At 68.8% G+C, this 17,332-nt stretch carries 14 protein-coding genes and 1 riboswitch; of the genes, 9 read left to right on the top strand and 5 right to left on the bottom strand.

All coding sequences use genetic code 11. From position 1 onward, the window contains the following. Nucleotides 1–180: 180 nt before the first annotated feature. The 7 genes from ACSF8R_RS03820 to ACSF8R_RS03790 all read left to right on the top strand — a co-directional run bounded on the left by ACSF8R_RS03820 (nucleotide 181) and on the right by ACSF8R_RS03790 (nucleotide 8,871). On the top strand, nucleotides 181–1,503 hold the full coding sequence (locus ACSF8R_RS03820; RefSeq protein WP_434810538.1) for an ABC transporter substrate-binding protein: 1,323 nt from the start codon (nucleotides 181–183) through the stop codon (nucleotides 1,501–1,503). Nucleotides 1,504–1,615: 112 nt separating this feature from the next. Continuing rightward, nucleotides 1,616–2,596, top strand: a complete 981-nt coding sequence (locus ACSF8R_RS03815; protein WP_434810537.1) for a carbohydrate ABC transporter permease — start codon at nucleotides 1,616–1,618, stop codon at nucleotides 2,594–2,596. Next, nucleotides 2,593–3,411, top strand: coding sequence for a carbohydrate ABC transporter permease (locus ACSF8R_RS03810; protein WP_434810536.1), 819 nt, complete (start codon nucleotides 2,593–2,595; stop codon nucleotides 3,409–3,411). The genes ACSF8R_RS03815 and ACSF8R_RS03810 overlap by 4 nt, the downstream gene beginning before the upstream one ends. Further along, complete coding sequence (locus ACSF8R_RS03805) at nucleotides 3,408–5,882, top strand: glycoside hydrolase family 2 protein (RefSeq protein WP_434810535.1); 2,475 nt, start codon at nucleotides 3,408–3,410, stop codon at nucleotides 5,880–5,882. Before ACSF8R_RS03810 ends, ACSF8R_RS03805 begins: the two co-directional genes overlap by 4 nt. Then, complete coding sequence (locus ACSF8R_RS03800; protein WP_434810534.1) at nucleotides 5,879–6,832, top strand: glycoside hydrolase family 113; 954 nt, start codon at nucleotides 5,879–5,881, stop codon at nucleotides 6,830–6,832. The genes ACSF8R_RS03805 and ACSF8R_RS03800 overlap by 4 nt, the downstream gene beginning before the upstream one ends. Next, nucleotides 6,829–7,758, top strand: coding sequence for an N-acetylglucosamine kinase (locus tag ACSF8R_RS03795; RefSeq protein ID WP_434810533.1), 930 nt, complete (start codon nucleotides 6,829–6,831; stop codon nucleotides 7,756–7,758). The genes ACSF8R_RS03800 and ACSF8R_RS03795 overlap by 4 nt, the downstream gene beginning before the upstream one ends. 93 nt (nucleotides 7,759–7,851) lie before the next feature. Next, nucleotides 7,852–8,871, top strand: coding sequence for a LacI family DNA-binding transcriptional regulator (locus ACSF8R_RS03790; RefSeq protein WP_434810532.1), 1,020 nt, complete (start codon nucleotides 7,852–7,854; stop codon nucleotides 8,869–8,871). Between the two features lies 1 nt (nucleotide 8,872). Here ACSF8R_RS03790 and ACSF8R_RS03785 read toward each other — a convergent pair whose 3' ends face one another. Beyond that, on the bottom strand, nucleotides 8,873–9,841 hold the full coding sequence (locus tag ACSF8R_RS03785; RefSeq protein ID WP_434810531.1) for an acetylxylan esterase: 969 nt from the start codon (nucleotides 9,839–9,841) through the stop codon (nucleotides 8,873–8,875). A gap of 54 nt (nucleotides 9,842–9,895) precedes the next feature. Next, nucleotides 9,896–11,260, bottom strand: coding sequence for a L,D-transpeptidase family protein (locus ACSF8R_RS03780; RefSeq protein WP_434810530.1), 1,365 nt, complete (start codon nucleotides 11,258–11,260; stop codon nucleotides 9,896–9,898). 274 nt (nucleotides 11,261–11,534) lie between these two features. Between ACSF8R_RS03780 and ACSF8R_RS03775 the strand changes: the two genes are divergently transcribed. Next, on the top strand, nucleotides 11,535–12,827 hold the full coding sequence (locus ACSF8R_RS03775) for an extracellular solute-binding protein (RefSeq protein WP_434810529.1): 1,293 nt from the start codon (nucleotides 11,535–11,537) through the stop codon (nucleotides 12,825–12,827). Nucleotides 12,828–12,833: 6 nt separating this feature from the next. Here ACSF8R_RS03775 and ACSF8R_RS03770 read toward each other — a convergent pair whose 3' ends face one another. Genes ACSF8R_RS03770 through nagA form a run of 3 tightly spaced genes read right to left on the bottom strand, consistent with a single transcriptional unit; the run spans nucleotide 12,834 to nucleotide 15,794 of the window. Next, nucleotides 12,834–14,201: an FAD-binding oxidoreductase gene (locus ACSF8R_RS03770; RefSeq protein WP_434810528.1), complete on the bottom strand. Its 1,368-nt coding sequence runs from the start codon at nucleotides 14,199–14,201 to the stop codon at nucleotides 12,834–12,836. Beyond that, nucleotides 14,198–14,611, bottom strand: a complete 414-nt coding sequence (locus tag ACSF8R_RS03765; protein ID WP_434810527.1) for a YrdB family protein — start codon at nucleotides 14,609–14,611, stop codon at nucleotides 14,198–14,200. Before ACSF8R_RS03765 ends, ACSF8R_RS03770 begins: the two co-directional genes overlap by 4 nt. Nucleotides 14,612–14,657: 46 nt before the next feature. Beyond that, on the bottom strand, nucleotides 14,658–15,794 hold the full coding sequence (gene nagA / locus ACSF8R_RS03760) for an N-acetylglucosamine-6-phosphate deacetylase (protein WP_434810526.1): 1,137 nt from the start codon (nucleotides 15,792–15,794) through the stop codon (nucleotides 14,658–14,660). Nucleotides 15,795–15,911: 117 nt separating this feature from the next. Further along, nucleotides 15,912–15,995: riboswitch (ZMP/ZTP riboswitch) on the top strand. Nucleotides 15,996–16,052: 57 nt separating this feature from the next. On the opposite strand from nagA, the gene glyA reads away from it, so the two are divergent. Continuing rightward, the gene (gene glyA, locus ACSF8R_RS03755) at nucleotides 16,053–17,327 is read left to right on the top strand and encodes a serine hydroxymethyltransferase (RefSeq protein WP_434810525.1); all 1,275 of its coding nucleotides are present in this window, start codon (nucleotides 16,053–16,055) and stop codon (nucleotides 17,325–17,327) included. Nucleotides 17,328–17,332: the final 5 nt, after the last annotated feature.

Genomic DNA, 17,332 nt, shown 5'->3' with positions numbered 1-17,332 from the left:
GCTGGGGCCCAATCCCGGGATATCTCGGGATATCAGGAGCCGTCGTGAGAGACAGCATAGGACAGATCTGACTAAAGCGCTTTACAATTCCGCATGTCCTGTCCTACGCTGTCATCCAACCCCCGGCGGCGAGGGACTCGAACCGCAACGACGGGGTCACACATACAAGGGAGTAATCACATGGCATCACGCAAGGCGGTCATCGGCCTTGTCGCTATCGCCGCGGCAACGACCATGGCGCTGGCGTCCTGCTCAGGCGGCACCTCGCCCGAGGCTGACGACGACGGCACCGTGTCCGGCGACATCACGTTCCTCACCAACCGCACCGACCTCGAGACGGACGGCACCTGGGACGAGTACGTCGCGGAGTTCCAGAAGGAGTTCCCCGAGGTCAACGTCAAGATCGAAGGCATCACGAACTACGCCGACGACGTCAAGACCCGCATGAGCACGCCGAACGGCTACGGCGACGTGCTGCTCATCCCGAACGTGCCCTCTGACCAGTTCGCCGACTTCTTCGAGCCCCTCGGTTCGGTGGACGAGCTGGCGGACACGTACCGCTTCCAGGCCCCGGCGAGCTTCGACGGTACCCAGTACGGCATCGCGCTCGGCGGCAACGCCAACGGCGTGCTGTACAACAAGGCGGTCTTCGAAGAGGCCGGCATCACCGAACTGCCGACCACGCACGACGAGTTCCTCGACGCGCTGCAGGCCATCGCCGACAACACCGACGCCACGCCGTACTACACCAACTACAAGGACGGCTGGCCGCTGGGTGGCCAGTGGTCATCGAACATCGGGGCGGTCACCGGCAACGCGGCCGCGCAGAACGAGATGGCCCATGACGAGTCGCCGTGGACCGAGGGCAGCGACATCTACGCGATCGACTCGCTGCTGTTCGACATCGTCTCGGAGGGCCTGAGTGAGGCCGACCCGCTCACCACGAACTGGGAGCAGTCGAAGAACGACTTCGCGACCGGCAAGATCGGCACCATGGTGCTCGGTTCGTGGGCGATCTCGCAGTTCGCCGCCGCGGCAGAGGCCGCCGGTGAGTCGGCTGACAACGTGGGCTTCATGGCCTTCCCGGCCACCGCTGAGGACGGCAAGCAGTACGCCACCATCGGCGGCGACTACAACCTCGCCATCAACAAGAACTCGTCGAACAAGGAAGCCGCCCGCGCGTGGCTGAACTGGCTCGTCGAGGACTCGGGCTTCACCGAGTCGCAGGGCATGATCTCGGCAATCAAGGCTGCTGACCTGCCCGCGAACCTCAGCTCGCTGTCCGAGGGTGGTGTTGAGCTGATCGAGTCCGAGCCGGCCGTCGCCGGTGAGGAGGCGCTGTTCAACAACGTCGCCGACAAGTCTCAGGTCGACATCTGGGGCAACATCTACCGTCAGAAGCTCGTCGACACCGCGCGCGGTCAGGCCGACGGCGACAAGGAGTCCTTCTTCTCGTCGCTGAACGACGCCTGGGGCGCGGCCGTGAGCGAGCTCGCAGGCTGACATCCCCCGCCTGTGCGGCGGCGGCGCCCCCCGGACCGCCGCCGCACGGCACCCAGCCACGCGCTTCCGCTCGTGGCACCCCGGCCCAGCCGGAACACAGAGGAGAACCACCATGTCCGTCACCGCGGGATCCGTTTCGAGCGGCACCCCAGGCGCCCTTCCCGGGGCAGCCGCGCAGGCGACCACGCGCCGCAGCCGCCGACGCGGCTCGGCGGGCCCGGCCGGCCGCAGCCTGTTCGCCACGCTCACGCCGTACCTGTTCATCGCCGCCGCCTTCGGTCTGCTCCTGCTGCTGACCTACCTGCCGGCCGCCAACATGATCTGGTACAGCCTCAACAACTGGACCGGATTCGGCGCCGTCGACGACTTCGTCGGGCTCGACAACTACATCGAAGTCTTCACGAACCCCGACATCTTCTCGGTGTTCTTCGTGAGCCTCTACTACTTCATCGGCTCGTTCGTGCAGATGGCGATCGCCCTCTACTTCGCGACGCTGCTCAGCTTCAACACCCGGTTCTCGAACTTCTTCCGCGGCGTCATCTTCTTCCCGTACCTGATCAACGGTGTCGCCATCGGGTTCGTCTTCCTCTATCTCTTCCAGCCCGGTGGAACGCTCGACACCGTGCTCGGCTGGTTCGGCATGGCCGAGACACCGCAGTGGATCGGTGACGCCTCGATCGCGAACTACTCGCTGGCTGCGACGTCGGTCTGGCGCTACACGGGCCTCAACTTCGTCCTGTTCCTCGGTGCGATCCAGTCGATCCCGTCCGAGCTCTACGAAGCCGCAGAGCTCGACGGTGCGACCCGCTGGCAGCAGTTCCGCCACATCATCTTCCCCGGCATCCGCCGCATCATCGGCCTCTCGTTCATCCTCGCCGTCGCCGGCAGCCTGTCCGTGTTCGAAGTGCCCTACATCATGACCACCGGCGCAAACGGCACCGCGACGTTCGTGATCCAGACCCTGCAGACCGCCTTCAACTTCCGGCAGGTGGGGTTGGCCTCAGCCATGGCCGTCGTCCTGCTCGCGATCGTGCTGGTCGTCACCTGGATCCAGCGCAAGGTGTTCCCCGACGAGAAGGTGGACCTGTCGTGAACCGCACACTCGGAAACGTCCTGAAGTACGCGTCCCTCATCGGAGCGGCGCTGGTCGTCCTGCTGCCGCTGTCGGTCGTGCTCTTCGCGAGCTTCAAGACCAAGGAGGAGTACGCCAACTCCGGTCCGCTCGACCCGCCCCAGAACTGGCTCAACTTCGCGAACTTCATTGAAGCCGCGCAGAAGAGTGACATGGTCGGCGGCTTCATCAACACCACGATCATCCTCGTGATCTCGCTGACCGGAACGATCCTGATCGGCACGATGGCCGCCTACGCCATCGACCGGTTCAACTTCCGCGGCAAGAAGCTCATCATGGTGATGTTCCTCATCGCCACGCTGATCCCCAGCGTCACCAGCCAGGTCGCCACCTTCCAGCTCATCAGCGGTCTCGGGCTCTACAACACGAAGGCTGCCCTCGTGCTGCTGTTCATGGGCACCGACATCATCGCCATCTACATCTTCATTCAGTTCATGCAGTCGATCCCGGTCTCGCTCGACGAGGCCGCCATGATCGACGGTGCCAACCGCTGGACGATCTACTGGCGAGTGGTGCTGCCGCTGCTCAAGCCCGCCATCGCGACCGTCGTCATCATCAAGGGAATCGCCATCTACAACGAGTTCTACCTCCCCTCGCTCTACCTGCAGTCCGAGAACCTCATCTCGACCGCGCTCTACCGGTTCAAGGGACCGTTCGGCGCGCAGTGGGAGCTCATCACCGCTGCGACGATCCTCGTCATCGTGCCGACCGTCATCGCCTTCCTGTTCCTGCAGCGCTGGATCTACAAGGGCCTCGTGGCTGGAGCGGTCAAGTGAGCGCCCCCGCCATCGCACCCCTCGCCGTGCGCAGCCGCGACCTGCACACCGGGTGGAGCGTCCGCGCAGCGGGCGGCCCCACCCAGATCGAGCAGACCGTGCCGGCCACCGTGCCGGGCGTCGTGCACCTCGACCTGCTGGCCGCAGGCCTCATCCCCGACCCGTACCTCGACGACAACGAGTCGGCGCTGGCATGGATCGGGCTCGTCGACTGGACGTATGAGACGTCGTTCGAGATCACCGAGGCCGACCGCGCCGAGCGGATGCAGCTCGTCTTCGACGGCATCGACACCGTCGCGACCGTCCTCCTCGACGGCTCGCCGATCGCCGAGGTCGCCAACCAGCACCGCTCGTACCGCATCGACGCAGCCGACGCGCTCACCGTAGGGGCGCACACCCTCACGGTCGCGTTCCGCAGCCCCGTGCGGCACGCGAACGCGCAGAGCCTCGAACTCGGCACCCGGCCGCGTCCGTACCCGCTGCCCTACGACGCCATCCGCAAGTCGGCGTGCAGCTTCGGCTGGGACTGGGGCATCGCGACCTTCACGAGCGGGCTGTGGCGTGGTGTGCGCCTCGAGTCCTGGAACACGGCACGACTCGCAGACGTGCGTGTCGTCGCGATGCCCACCGGTGACGGCGGCCGGGTCACGGCATCCGTCACTGTCGAGCGCATCACGGATGCCGAGCTCACGCTCGTGCTGGACGTCGCAGGCACCTCCGCCGAAGTGACGCTTCCGGCAGGTGCCACGACCGCCGAGGCGACCGTCGAACTCGAGGCCGTCGACCGCTGGTGGCCCGCGGGGCACGGCGCGCAGCCGCTGTACGACGTCGCCGTTCGCCTGGACGCGGCATCCGCAACCGTAGATGAGGCCACCCGCCGCGTCGGCTTCCGCACCGTGCGGTGGAACACCGAGCCCGATGCGGCCGGCACCCCCTTCCAGCTCGAGGTCAACGACCGCCCCGTGTTCGTGAAGGGCGTCAACTGGATTCCCGACGACGCGTTCCCGACACGTGTCGACGCCGCCCGCTACCGTCACCGTCTGCAGCAGGCGAAGGATGCCAACCTCAACCTCATCCGCGTGTGGGGCGGCGGCATCTACGAGTCCGAGGACTTCTACGACGCGTGCGACGAGCTCGGCCTGCTCACCTGGCAGGACTTCCTCTTCGCCTGCGCCGCGTACTCCGAAGACGAGCCGCTGCGCGGCGAGATCGAAGCCGAAGCGCGCGAGAACATCGCCCGCCTCGGTCACCGTGCCTCCCTCGTGCTGCTCACCGGCAACAACGAGAACCTGTGGGGCTACGAGGACTGGGGCTGGAAGAAGGTGCTCGACGGCAAGTCGTGGGGCGCGTACTACTACTACGAGCTGTTCCCCGCGCTCGTGGGCGAGATCGCACCGCACGTGCCGTACGCGCCCGGCAGCCCGTTCAGCCCGGGCGAGGGCCGGCACCCCAACGAGGTCGACCACGGCACGATGCACCTGTGGGAGCAGTGGAACCGACTCGACTGGCCGACCTACCGCGACCAGAAGCCGCGCTTCGTCGCCGAGTTCGGTTGGCAGGGCCCGCCGACCTGGACGACCCTCACCGGCTCGATCAGCGACGACCCGCTCACGCCCGAATCGCCGGGCATGGTCGTGCACCAGAAGGCGATCGACGGCAACTCCAAGCTCACCAGCGGTCTCGTCGGGCACTACCGCGTGCCCGAGGTGATGGAGGACTGGCACTGGGCCATGCAGCTCAACCAGGCGAACGCCGTCACGTGTGCACTCGACTGGTTCCGCGGCCACGCGCCGCACACCTCGGGCGCCGTCGTCTGGCAGATCAACGACTGCTGGCCGGTCACGTCGTGGGCTGCGATCGACGGGGAGGGGCGCGAGAAGCCGCTCCTGCACGCGATCCGCAACGCCTTCGCGCCGCGCACCGTCACCGTGCTGCCCAGTGGCGACGATGGCTCGGCGGATGCCCTGTTCGCCGCGGTCGGCAACGACACCGACGAAGCATGGAGCGGTGAGCTCGTCGCTCGCCGCGTCGCCTACGACGGCACCGAACTCGAGCGCACCACGGTCGATCTGACCGTCGCCGCGCGCGAGACGGTGCGCGTGCCGCTGACACTCGCACAGCCCGACCAAGCGGGCTCCGAACTGGTCGTCGTCGACGCGATCGATGTGCGCGGCTTCTGGTTCCACGGCGAACCGCGCGATTCGGCGCTGGCCGACCCTGCGCTGTCCGCCGAGGTCGTCGCTGTCGGCGACGGGTTCGACGTGCAGGTCACGGCAGGCGCCGTCGTGCGCGACCTCACGTTGCTGGTCGACAAGATCGCACCGACGGCGGTCGTCGACGGCGGGCTGATCACGCTGCTCCCTGGTGAGCAGCACGTGTTCCGGGTCACCGGGCTCTCATCGCTGACCGCTGAGCAGGTGCTGGCATCCGGCGTGGCGCGCTCGGGCAACGACCTGGTGGTGACGGCATGAACGGTGTGGCCGGCGGACCCGTCTGCGGCATGACGTGGGGGTGGGTCGGCACCCGCGGTGAGTGGGCGACACCCGCCGCCGCGGACTCGATGCGCCTCATGTCCGAGCACGCGGTGTCGTGGACGGCGATCGCCTACTCGGCGCTGCAGGCCACCGCGTTCTCGACCGAGATCGGGTTCCGCGACGAGCCGACCGTGACCGACGACGAGATCGTGTGGGCGATCCGCGAGGCGAAGGCGCTCGGCATGAAGGTCTGCCTCAAGCCGGTCGTGAACGTCGAAGACGGCACCTGGCGCGCCTTCATCGGCTTCTTCGACTGGGACGTGCCCGGCGAGCCGAGCTGGACGCAGTGGTTCGCGTCGTACACCGAGTTCATCCTGCACGCCGCCCGCATCGCGGAGGCGGAGGGCTGCGAGATGCTCTGCATCGGCTGCGAGATGGTGCGCGCCGACGGTCAGGAGGCGCACTGGCGTGCCCTGATCTCGAAGGTGCGCGAGGTCTACTCGGGGCTCATCACCTACAACTGCGACAAGTATCAGGAGGACCGCGTCACCTGGTGGGACGCGGTCGATGTCATCTCGTCGAGCGGGTACTACCCGGTTCACACGTGGGATGCGCAGCTGGACCGCATCGCCCCGGTGGTCGAGGCATCGGGCAAGCCGTTCTTCTTCATGGAGGCCGGCTGCCCCTCGCGCGAGGGCTCGGCCCAGCTTCCGAACGACTGGAATCTCGTCGGCGACCCGTCCGGCCAGGAGCAGCTCACGTACTACCGCGAGATGTTCCGCGCCGTCCGCGCCCGCGACTGGGTCGACGGACTGATGCTGTGGGACTGGCCGGCGAACCTCTATGCACGTGAGGATGCCGCGGGCAACGACGACTATTGCCCCTACGGCAAGCCGGCCGCGCCCTACCTGATCGAGCAGTACACGCAGTGGCAGGCTCGCGCATGACCGCGTCGCTCGCCGTCGATGCCGGCCAGACCGGCACGAAGATCCGTCTCACGCGCACCGGCGGTGCGCCGGTCGAGCTCACCTACCCTGGGGTGCGCACCCACGAGCCGCTCATGCCGCAGCTCGCGTCGGTCGCCCATGCCCTCCATGGCGACATCGATCAGCGATTCGACGTCATCTCGGTCGGCGTCTCGGGGCTCACCTCGGCCGACGCCGATGCCGCCACCCTGCTGCGGCTGACGGCGGGCCTCGGGGCCCGTCGCGTGCTGCTCACACACGACTCGGTGACGAGCTTTCTCGGTTCGCTCGGCGACGCGCGTGGCGCCGTCGTCGCGGCCGGCACCGGCGTGGTCACCCTCGCGGTCGGCGCGCGTCGCGTCGCGCGGATCGATGGGTGGGGCAACATCATGGGCGACGCCGGAAGCGCGTACTGGATCGGACGCGAAGCGCTCGACGCCGCGATGCGCGCCTACGACGGCCGCATCTCGCCGACGGCACTGACCGGCGTGGTGAAGGAGCAGTGGCCCGACATCGAGCAGGCGTACATCGCGCTGCAGTCCGACCCCGAGCGGGTGCGGATCGTGGCGTCGTTCGCCGCGGCGGTGACCGAACTCGCCGCCACCGACGCCGCCGCCGCGCAGATCAGCCTGCGGGCCGCACGCGAACTGGCGCTGTCGGTGAGCACGGGGTTGTCGCGTGTCACCGACCCGGAGGACTCCCGTGAGGGCCGTGTCGTCGGCATGGTCGGCGGCGTGTTCCGCTCGCCCGTCATCCGCTCGCGGTTCGAAGAGCTCATGGGGGAGTCGTGGCCCGAGGTCGAGATCCGCGTGCCGCAGGGCACGGGCCTCGACGGCGCCGCCACACTGCCCGAACTGGAGGACGCGCACCCGCTGCACGCGCAGATCGCGGTCGCCGACGCCCACTGATTCACAGACAGCGGATGCCGGGCGTTCCGCCTGACGCGCGGCATCCGCACCCGATCGACCGCCGGTTCCGAGTGGCGGATATACGCTGAACGGGTGAGTTCACGCCGCGTCACCATCAGCGACATCGCCGCACGGGCGGGGGTCTCGATCGGCGCCGTGTCGTTCGCGCTCAACGGCCGCAAGGGCGTCTCGGAGCAGACGCGCAAGCGCGTGCTCCAGGTGGCCGACGAGCTGGGCTGGGCGCCGGCGAGCGCCGCGCGCTCGCTCGCGGGTGCGAGCAACGACACGTTCGGCATGGTGCTCTCTCGCGACCCCCACAACCTGGGCGTCGAGTCGTTCTACATGCAGTTTCTCGCGGGCCTCGAATCCGAGCTCTCGCGCCGTTCGTACGGTCTGCTGCTGCAGGTGGTGCCCTCTCGCGAGCGCGAACTGGCGACGATCGAGAAGTGGCGCCGGTCGCGCCAGGTCGACGGTGTCATGCTCGTCGATCTGACCCTCGACGACCCGCGCGTGGCGCTGGCGGGCGAACCCGGCGCCCTGCCGACCGTCGTGGTCGGCGACCCGAGTGTCGCCGACGGTCTCACGTGCGTGTGGACCGACGATGCGGCATCCATGCGAGAAGCCGTCGGTCACCTCGCCGGCCTCGGCCACCGGCGCATCGCGCACGTGTCGGGTCTGGCGCTGCTCGCGCACACGCACATCCGCAATGAGGCGTTCCTCGCCGAAATGACCGCGCGCGGGCTGCGGGCCGATGTGCTGCGCACCGACTACACGATGCCCGAAGGTGCACGCGTGACCCGCGAAGCCCTCGGCAGCGGCGACGATGCGCCCACCGCGTTCATCTACGACAACGACATCATGGCCGTCGCGGGACTGAACGTCGCGCTCGAGATGGGCAGGCGTGTGCCCGAAGACCTCTCGATCATCGCGTGGGACGACTCCGTGCTGTGCGACCACACGCTGCCGCGCCTGACGGCGCTCAGCCATGACGTCGTCGCCTTCGGCGCGCACGCCGCCCGCCGACTGTTCGACGTCATCGACGGCGCGGATGCCGGTGCATTCCTCGACTCCACCCCGTCGCTGCGGGTGCGGGGCTCGACCGCCCCGATCTGAGTCAGACGCGCGCGCCGAGGAACGCTGTCTGCGCGAGCCACTGGTAGGACTGGCCACCCTCGTGCTCGTTGTGGGCGTACACCTCGATCGCCTTGTCAGCGCCCCCGAACGCGTTGAAGGCCGCGTACACGGTCGACGGCGGACAGATCGGATCCATGAGGGCCACAGAGAACAGGCCGGCCGCTGTCGCGCGACGTGCGAGGTTCACGCCGTCGAAGTACGACAGCGTCTCGAAGACACGCTCCTCAGCGCCCCGGTGCACCGACAGGTAGCGCACGACCTCCTGGTACGGGTCGCGGTCGGTGAGTCCGACAGCGCGCTCGAAGTGGCACAGGAACGGCACATCCGGCATCGCGGCGATCAAACCCTCAGAGAGCCCCGCTGCGGCGATCGCGATGCCGCCGCCCTGGCTGCCGCCGGTCACAGCGACTCTGGAAGCGTCGACGGCATCCAGCGATCGCACCGCATCGACGGCCAGGGCGGCATCGGTGTACACCCGCCGGTAGTAGTAGTCGGCGGGATCGTCGATGCCCCGTGTCATGAACCCGGATGCTGATGCCCCCGTACCGTGCGGGTCGGGTGTCTCGCCGCCTGAGCCCCACATCGACCCTTGGCCGCGTGTGTCCATGAACAGGTGCGCATAGCCGGAGGACGACCAGCCGATGCGTTCGACGGGGAGGCCGCGGCCGCCGCCGTAACCGTTGTACTCGACGACCGCCGGTAGCGGACCGTCGACGCCGCGGGGGAGCGTGAGCCACGCCTTGACCGGGTCGCCCGCGAAACCTGAGAACGTCACATCGAAGACGTCGAGCGTCGTGAACGGTGCGTCGATGCGGGTGATCACCGGTGCGTCGGCGGCGGCGCGGGACGTTGCGAGCGTATCGGTCCAGAACGCGTCGAAATCGCCCGGTTCGCGAACCTGTGGTGCGTACGTTGTGAGTTCGGCGGGGGACAGGTCGAAGCGCGGCATGCACCGAGCCTAGTCGCCGCGTCCACTGGGACTAAAGCGTTCTAGAACGGTGAGTCAGTCGTGGATCCACACGTCGGTGCCTTCGGGGGCCCAACCGTAGATCTGCTCGGCGCGCCACTCTGGCATGCCGACGCATCCCGCGCTCATCCGATTGCCCCAATTGCTGTGCCAGTACACGCCGTGGAAGGCCTGATCGCCGTTGAAGTACATCGCCCAGCGCACATCCTCCTGGATGTACTTCTTGCCGGAGTCCGCCGCCGTACCGGTCATGTCCTGGATCGGGGTCTTCCAGCCGATGTTGTAGCGCCCGTACACGGTGTCGGCACCGTATCGCCCGGTGGAGACGAGCCAGCTGTCGATGACCGCCCCGTTCTCCTTGAGGTACAGACGCTGCTCGCTGATGTCGACCTCGAGCAGTCGGGCGACCTCGGTCGTGGTGTGCGGGCTCACCTCCACCGGCAGTGCGTATGCGGCGTCGCCGCCGCCGGTGAGCTGCGTCGCAAACGCGGCGGCAACGCCGGCGGTCGCGCCGAGGACACGGCCGTCCTGCCCCTCGAGGTTGGTGCGCAGTACGGTGCCCGCGGCGTTGACGATGACGTTCGCGTTCTTCGGGTCCTGGTTGACCTTCTCGGGCAGCGTGTCGACGACCTTCTGGATCTCCGCCTCGTCGGCGGCGATCGTGAAATCGCCCTCGTCGTCGGTGTCGATCGTGAACCAGGTCGCGGCGCGCTCGGCCGAGATCGGCACCGTGCGCTCGTCGTCGACGTAAAAGCCGATGGTCTTGAGCAGACTGTTCAGGTGGTCGGCGGTCGCCTGCGCCTTCTCGGTCGTCGTGGGGGAGGCGACGGGCGCCAGCGTGACCTCGATGGTCGTCGCGGACTCGCCGGCTGCGAACGCATCCTGCAGTGCAGCCGCAACAGCGTCGACGTCGATGCCCGCACCGTCGACGGCCTCGGTGACGCCGTAGGTCTTGCCCTCGAATGCGACGGTCGCGGGCGTCGGCGCCGTGTAGGTGTCGGGCGCGGCCGTGCGAAGGGCGGCCGTGGCGACTTCGGGATCGACTGTGACCTCAACGGCCGACGACTCACCGAACCACGACGTCAGGTTCCACATAGGGTTCTCATCGAACGCGGCCGCAGCGAGGGCTTCCGCGTCGACGGTCGCGCCCAGTTCCGCACCGGTGACGGTGGGGCCGCCTTCGCCGAGGGTGATTTCGGTCTGCGCGAGACGGTTCTCGATGGCCTCCGTCGCGGCGCCGGGCGTCAAGAAGCCGATCGGCACGCCTGCGACGGCGGTGCCGGGTGCGATGAGCACGAGTGAGGCCGCGACGGCACCGGCGACGAGGACGGCCGCGGGGATGCCGATGCCCAGCGCGAGGCGCTTCTTCGAGGCGGGGCGCGGCTCGGTGGGAGCCCACATGACCTTCGAAGGTTCAGATGCAGACGACTCGGCTGCATTCCCTGACTGCTTCGCGACCACATCGGTCACTGACACCACCCCCACCCGGTCTCTGTGCTCCATCCATGGTAGAGGAGCGCAACCGTGCGAATGCCGAGAAATGGACTCGATCCGGCTACGATCCTGCCGCCTGCATGTAACAGTCTTACAAACACCCCTCGTGAAGTGGGGCGAATGGTTGCGTCGGCCGGATGGGTGCGTCCCCTGGGGAACCAAGAAGAACAAAGGATCCACCATGAACAAGAAGCTGGGAGCGTTCGCGCTGCTCGGCGCATCGGCTGTCGTGTTCGCGGGTTGTTCGACCGGGGGCAACGCTGCCCCGGAAAAGACCGACGCGGCAACCGGTGAGCTCACGGTCTGGCTGGTCGGATCCGACACCCCCGACACCGCCCGTGACTACCTCAAGGAGACCTTCGAAGCCGCGAACGAGGGCTGGGCCCTCACGATCGAAGAGAAGACCTGGGACGACACCGACAACACCTACACGGCAGCCCTTTCGTCCAACGACGCACCCGACGTCGTCGAGTTCCGCAACACGCAGGCCATCGGCTTCGCAGACGCCGGTCTGCTGCTCGACCTCACCGACATCAAGGAAGAACTCGGTGGCGACGACCTGCTGAGTGGCCTGGTCGACGCCGGCACCCTCGACGGGTCCTTCTACGCGGCGCCATACTACGCAAGCGGCCGTGTCATCTTCTACACTCCGCAGGTCGTCGGCGACACCCTGCCGACGACCCTCGAGGAGTACGTCGCGAAGGGCAAGGAGCTCAAGTCCGACACCGTCTCGGGCATCTTCGCCCCGGGCAAGGACTGGTACAACGCGCTTCCCTACGTGTGGGCAGGCGGCGGCGAGATCGCCGTGCAGGACGGCGAGACCTGGGATGCGCAGCTCTCCAGCGCCGAGTCCGTCAAGGGCCTCGAGATGCTGCAGGACGTGTACGAGAACGCCTCCGTCGCGCCCGTCGACGGCAACGAGCGCCTCGGCAACATCGCGTTCTGCGCCGGCGAGGTCGGTTTCCTCTCCAGCCCCGCATGGGCCGAGGGCAACCTGACCGGTGCATGGCCGTGGGGCGACGAGGCCGCCGGCGAAGAGGTCTCGAAGGGCTGCCCCGACACCTACGCCAAGGACCTGAACGCCTTCGCACTGCCCGGCGCGAGCGCCGGCGAGACGGCTCCGATCTTGGCGGGCGGCTCGACCATCGCCATCCCCTTCAAGAGCGACTCGCAGGGCAAGGCCAAGGCAGCGATGAAGATCATGCTCTCCGAGGGGTACCAGAAGCTGATGGCCGCGCAGGGTCTGGTCCCCGCGACCGTCTCGGCCGCCGAGTTCCTGCCCGACACCCCGTCGGCTCAGGCGCAGGCGGCGGCACTGGCCAACTCGAAGGGCACCCCGGCCAGCCCCAACTGGGGTGAGGTCGAGAAGGCCCAGCTGATCCCGGACGCGCTCGTGAAGATCGCGCAGGGCGGCGACGTCACCGAGATCGCGACCGAGTTGGACGCCGCGATCGAGGCCATCCTCAACGGCTGATCCCGTTCAGTGTGTGAAGACCTTGCCGGGATTGAGGATGCCGGTCGGGTCGAACACCCGCGTGATCTCGCGCTGCAGGCGCCACTGGTCATCGCCGAGTTCGTCAGCGAGCCAGCGGCGCTTCAGCACGCCGATGCCGTGTTCGCCCGTGAGGGTGCCGCCGAGGCGCAGCGCGGACCGGAACAGGTCATCGGCTGCGTGCCACACCTCTTCGGGCACGTCGGGGCCGTCGAAGACGAAGTTCGGGTGCAGGTTGCCGTCGCCGGCGTGACAGACCGTGGGGATCGGCAGGCCGTGCTCGCGTTCGACGCGCGCGATCTCGTCGAACATCGCCGGCAGCATGCTGCGCGGCACCGAGACGTCTTCGATGAGCGTCGTGCCGAGCGTCTCCATCGCCGGGTGCATGGAGCGTCGGATCGCGAGCAGCCGCTCGCCCTCGGCTTGGTCGGCGGCCAGTCGCACGAGCCCGCCCGCCGCGGCGAGGGTCGCGGCGATCGACTCAGCCTCGGCATCCGCTGCGGGACCGTCGGTCTGCACGGTCAGTTGGGCTTCGCCCGGCGTCGGCGCGGGGAGTTCGAGCAATGCGTGGACGGCGGCGAGGGATGCGGCATCCATCAGCTCCATGATCGCCGGCTGCACGCCCGACGCGGTGACGGCGGCGGAGGCGACGGCTGCTGCGCGCACGTCTGGGAACGTGGCCGTGAGCGTGCGCGCATGGCCCGGCACGCGTCGGCGCAGCTTGAGGGTGGCGCCGACGATGACGCCGAGGGTGCCTTCGGATCCGATCATGAGCGACGTCAGATCGAGCCCCGTGACTCCCTTGACGCTGCGGTGCCCGAACCGCACCAGCGTGCCGTCGGCGAGCACGACGTCGACGCCGAGGACCGCATCGCGCACGACGCCGTACTTCGCGCACAGCAGACCGCCCGCGCCGGTGGCGATGTTGCCGCCCACCGTCGAGATCGCGCGGCTGGCGGGATCGGGTGCCCACCACAGCCCGTCTGCCGCCAGGACGTTGTTGAGGTCGGCGTTGATGATGCCGGGTTCGACGACGGCGAGCAGATCATCGGGCCGCACCTCGAGGATGCGGTCCATGCCGCGCACCGACAGTGCGATCTCGCCCGCCCCGGCGTTGGCGCCGCCGGCGAGGCCCGTACCGGCGCCGCGCGTGACGACAGGTGTGCCGGTGCGGTGGGCGATGCGCATCGTGTGCTGCACGTCGTCGATGGAGCGCGCGTGCACGACCGCCAGCGGAGCGCCCGCCGCCGCATGGCCCGACTTGTCGGCGCGCGCGGCGTCGAGGGTCGCCGGCGTGGTGTCGACGCGGTCGCTCAGCGCCTCGCGCAGGAGGGTGAGGATCGCGTCGTCGCTCATGCGGTGAGGCGGCGTCGACCGGCGATGAGGCCGACCGTGACGGCGACGACGGCGAACGCGATGCCGATCCATGCCTGACCGGCCGACCACCACACGATCGTGGCGGCGGCGTAGACGAGCAGTTCGACGAGGGCCCGCACGAAGGGGTGCACGGGAATGACCGCGCGCGGCGAGACGAACAGCGCCCAGACGAGGATCGCGACGATGGGCGCGCCGATGCCGACGACGATGTTCCACGGGAACGGCCACGCCGTGAAGCCCCAGACGGCGAACGTGAAGAACGCGAACAGTTCGCACAGGAAGGCGAGCAGGTCGACCGCGGTCAGCGCAGGCCGGGTTCCGGCCGGCTGCGCGTCTGCGGGGAGCGGTTCGGCAGGTTTCGCGGGGGAGACGTGGGGCAGATCTGCCATGTCTTCCAGTCTACGGCTCACTCCGCAGGCAGCAGACGGACCGCCGTCAGACGCGCGCGCCGTCCACCCACACGGTACGCACGGCGAGGCGTCCGTCGAGCAGCACGGCATCGGCCGCGCGGCCCACGGCGAGCGAACCGAACCGGTCCTCGACACCGATCGCGCGCGAGGGTACCGCGGTCACGGCGGCGACGGCATCGGGCAGTGGCACGCCGATCTCGACGATGCGACGCAATGCGGCATCCTGCGTGAGCGTCGACCCGGCGATCGCACCGCTGTCGGCGAGCCGGGCCGTGCCATCGGCGACCGTGACGGCGAGCCCGCCGAGCGTATACGCCCCGTCTGCCGCGCCGGCGGCGGCCATCGCATCGGTGACCAGTGCGATGCGGCCGGGCGCGCCCGCGAAGGCGAGCGTCATGACATCGGGGTGCACGTGCACGCCGTCGGCGATGAGTTCGAGGGTCACGCGGGCATCCGACATCGCCGCGACGACCGGTCCCGGCGCCCGGTGATGGATGCCGGGCATCGCGTTGAACGCATGGGTCAGCAGCGTCGCGCCGGCGTCGAACGCGGCACGGGCTTGCGCTGCCGTCGCTGCGGTGTGACCGACCGCGACGGCGGTGCCCGCCGCGACCAATCGGCCGATGGCATCCATCGCGCCGTCGCGTTCGGGTGCGAGCGTGACCTGCCGGATCGTGCCGCGGCCGGCGTCGAGCAGGCGCGAGATCGCATCGGCGTCCGGCGCCCGCAGCAGCGCTTCGGTGTGCGCACCCCTGAAGGCCGGCTCGAGGAACGGGCCCTCCAGGTGGCTGCCGAGAATCGTGTGGTCGCGTTCGGCGAGGTCGGCGATCAGCGCAACGCGTTCGCTGAGGTGCTCGATCGAGGCCGTCACGAGCGAGATCACCGAACGGGTCGTGCCGTGGGTGCGATGCAGGTCGCGAGCGACGGCGATCGCGTCCGCGCCATCGTCGAACGCCGCGCCCCCGCCTCCGTGCGTGTGGATGTCGATGAACCCCGGCGTCAGCACGAGACCGGCGCCGTCGACCACGGCATCCGCGCGGTTCGTGCGCCATCCGTCACCCATGCCGCGAGCCGCGACGACACCGCCGTCGAACGCGATCCACGCGTCGTCGTGCTCGGCGCCGTCGTCGACGAGGCGGACGGAATGGATGAGTGTCGTCATTCGGTCGCCCAGTCCACCACGGGCAGCGCGGTGAACGCAATGCCGCTCCGCCGCCACAGCGGGCCGGGTGTGGCGGGCTCGATCGACCGGTGAGAGCGGCGGTCGATCCGGTATGCTCGAACCCGTCGCGACTGGCGTTGAGGTGGGCCACCACCGGGGAGCGACCGACACGGCATTCGACCGCACGCCTGGGTCGGGTTCGAGACGCCGCCGCGCGCGACGGCACCTGCATCCTCAAACCCGTCGTCAGGAGAGAACGTGACCGATCCCCACTTCAACGCCCCGCTGTCCGAGGTCGACCCCGAGATCGCCGAGGTGCTCGAGCGCGAGCTGAACCGCCAGCGCACCTTCCTCGAGATGATCGCGTCCGAGAACTTCGTACCCGTCTCGGTGCTGCAGTCGCAGGGCTCGGTGCTCACCAACAAGTACGCCGAGGGCTACCCCGGCCGTCGCTACTACGGCGGCTGCGAAGAGGTCGACGTCGCCGAAGAGCTCGCGATCGCCCGCGCCAAGGACCTGTTCGGCGCCGAGTTCGCCAACGTCCAGCCCCACTCCGGCGCCTCGGCCAATGCTGCCGTGCTGCACGCGATCGCCCGCCCCGGCGACACGCTGCTCGGTCTCTCGCTCGACCACGGCGGCCACCTCACCCACGGCATGAAGATCAACTTCTCGGGCCGTCTCTACAACATCGTCGCGTACGGCGTGAACCCCGAGACGAGCGTCATCGACATGGACGAGGTGCGCAGCCTCGCCATCGAGCACAAGCCGAAGGTCATCATCGCCGGCTGGTCGGCCTACCCCCGCCAGCTCGACTTCGCCGCGTTCCGTGCCATCGCCGACGAGGTCGGTGCGTTGCTGTGGGTCGACATGGCACACTTCGCCGGGCTCGTCGCCGCGGGCCTGCACCCCTCGCCCGTGCCGCACGCCCACGTCGTGAGCTCGACCGTGCACAAGACGATCGGCGGCCCGCGCTCGGGCTTCATCCTCACCAACGATGCCGACATCGCGAAGGGGATCAACACGGCCGTCTTCCCGGGTCAGCAGGGCGGCCCGCTCATGCACGTGATCGCCGCGAAGGCGACCGCCTTCAAGCTCGCCGGCACGCCGGAGTTCAAGGAGCGTCAGGAGCGCGTCGTGCGCGGTGCGGCGATTCTCGCTGAGCGCCTCGCACAGCCCGACGTCGCCGGCGCCGGCATCGCGGTGCGCTCCGGCGGCACCGACGTGCACCTCGTGCTCGTCGACCTGCGCGACGCCGAGATCGACGGCAAGCAGGCCGAAGACCTGCTGCACGAGATCCACATCACCGTCAACCGCAACGCCGTGCCCAATGACCCGCGCCCGCCGATGGTCACCTCGGGCCTGCGCATCGGCACGCCCGCGCTCGCGACCCGCGGGTTCGGCGACGCCGAATTCACCGAGGTCGCCGACGTCATCGCGCTCGCGCTGCAGCCCGGTGCTGACCTTGACGCACTGCGTGCCCGCGTCGACGCCCTGGCATCCGCCTTCCCGCTGTACCCCGACCTGCAGCAGTAACCCGC

Source organism: Microbacterium sp. bgisy189, assembly GCF_965345345.1.
Taxonomy (GTDB): Bacteria; Actinomycetota; Actinomycetes; order Actinomycetales; family Microbacteriaceae; genus Microbacterium.
This window is presented reverse-complemented; position numbering and strand designations above follow the sequence as displayed.

Coding starts and splice junctions, on each gene's coding strand:
- ACSF8R_RS03820 (WP_434810538.1), top strand. CDS start 181: ATGGCATCACGCAAGGCGGTCATCGGCCTTGTCGCTATCGCCGCGGCA.
- ACSF8R_RS03815 (WP_434810537.1), top strand. CDS start 1,616: ATGTCCGTCACCGCGGGATCCGTTTCGAGCGGCACCCCAGGCGCCCTT.
- ACSF8R_RS03800 (WP_434810534.1), top strand. CDS start 5,879: ATGAACGGTGTGGCCGGCGGACCCGTCTGCGGCATGACGTGGGGGTGG.
- ACSF8R_RS03795 (WP_434810533.1), top strand. CDS start 6,829: ATGACCGCGTCGCTCGCCGTCGATGCCGGCCAGACCGGCACGAAGATC.
- ACSF8R_RS03785 (WP_434810531.1), bottom strand. CDS start 9,841: ATGCCGCGCTTCGACCTGTCCCCCGCCGAACTCACAACGTACGCACCA.
- ACSF8R_RS03780 (WP_434810530.1), bottom strand. CDS start 11,260: ATGTGGGCTCCCACCGAGCCGCGCCCCGCCTCGAAGAAGCGCCTCGCG.
- ACSF8R_RS03775 (WP_434810529.1), top strand. CDS start 11,535: ATGAACAAGAAGCTGGGAGCGTTCGCGCTGCTCGGCGCATCGGCTGTC.
- ACSF8R_RS03770 (WP_434810528.1), bottom strand. CDS start 14,201: ATGAGCGACGACGCGATCCTCACCCTCCTGCGCGAGGCGCTGAGCGAC.
- ACSF8R_RS03765 (WP_434810527.1), bottom strand. CDS start 14,611: ATGGCAGATCTGCCCCACGTCTCCCCCGCGAAACCTGCCGAACCGCTC.
- nagA (WP_434810526.1), bottom strand. CDS start 15,794: ATGACGACACTCATCCATTCCGTCCGCCTCGTCGACGACGGCGCCGAG.